At 63.0% G+C, this 1,304-nt stretch carries 1 protein-coding gene; it reads left to right on the top strand.

Annotation, left to right across the window (positions count from 1 at the left end):
- A partial coding sequence (locus ACMUOY_RS20065; protein ID WP_413894502.1) for a thiamine pyrophosphate-dependent enzyme occupies nucleotides 1-1,167 on the top strand: 1,167 nt, incomplete at its 5' end.
- Nucleotides 1,168-1,304: the final 137 nt, after the last annotated feature.

The following is a 1,304-nucleotide window of genomic DNA, read 5'->3' as shown; positions in this document are numbered from 1 at the left end:
CTGCCGCTGCCGCGCGTCGAGCCGGTCGAAACCTGGAGTGACCCAGGATCGCTACGGGCTTTGCGGGAACTGCTGCTTCAGTCCGAGCGCCCGTTCGTCATCGCCGGCGGCGGCGGGTGGACGCCACAGGCTGCGCAAGCGCTGCAGCGATTTGCCGAAAGCTGGCAACTGCCGGTAGGCAATGCCTTCCGGTTCCAGGACACCTTCGACAACTTTCACCCGCTGTATGCAGGCGATGTGGGCATCGGGATCAATCCGAAGCTGGCGGCGCGCATCAAAGCCAGCGATCTGATCCTGGCGATCGGCCCGCGCCTGGGCGAGATGACCACCAGTGGCTACACCCTGCTGGAGCCGCCACGGCCCCGGCAGAAGCTGGTGCACATCCATGCCAGTGCCGAAGAGCTGAACCGTGTCTACCAGGCGGACCTTGCCATCTGCGCCACCATGAACGCCGCGGCCCGTAGCCTGGAAGTGCTCGCCGCGCCGCCCACACTGACCTGGTCCGAGTGGACTACCGCCGCGCACGGCGACTACGAAGCCAATCTGACGCCGCAAGACCTGCCAGGCGACATCGACATGTCCGCGATGGTGGCGACGATGCAAAGGCTGCTGCCCGCCGATGCCGTTCTGACCAACGGTGCTGGCAACTTCGCCAGCTGGATGCACCGGTTCTACCGTTACCCAGGGCTGGCCAGAGGACACAAGACCCAGTTGGCCTGCACCAATGGCGCCATGGGTTACGGTGTGCCGGCCGGAATTGCCGCCAACCTGTTGACCGGGCGAACCGCCTTCACGATCACCGGAGACGGCGATTTCCTGATGAACGGCCAGGAACTGGCCACGGCGGTCCAGCACGGCGGCATGAGCATCATCGTGCTGCTGAACAACGGCATGTACGGCACCATCCGCATGCATCAGGAGCGCGAATACCCGGCGCGCGTGAGCGGCTCTGCACTGCGCAATCCGGACTTTGCCGCTTTGGCACTGGCCTATGGCTACGTGGGTGTCCGCATCACGCGCACTGAGGAGTTCGAGCCCGAACTTCTGGCTGCGCTGGCACGCGGACAGGGCACCTTGATCGAGGTTATTCTGGATCCCGAAGTCATTACGACCCGCACGACCCTGGCAGCGATCAGCGAAGCGGCCAGTATCAAAAAAAGAAGCTGAATACGACCGTCAGACGCTGGGAAGAGGGGTTTTGAACGCATTTTCCGCATGAGAGGCACCACAAAAAAAGGCCCGAATCACGGGCCTTTTTCATGGCGGTACCGGCACGAAAAAGGCCCGTGATTCGGGCCTTTTTT

It is taken from the genome of Candidatus Skiveiella danica (assembly GCF_022705245.1).
Classification (GTDB): domain Bacteria; phylum Pseudomonadota; class Gammaproteobacteria; order Burkholderiales; family Burkholderiaceae_C; genus Skiveiella; species Skiveiella danica.
This window is presented reverse-complemented; position numbering and strand designations above follow the sequence as displayed.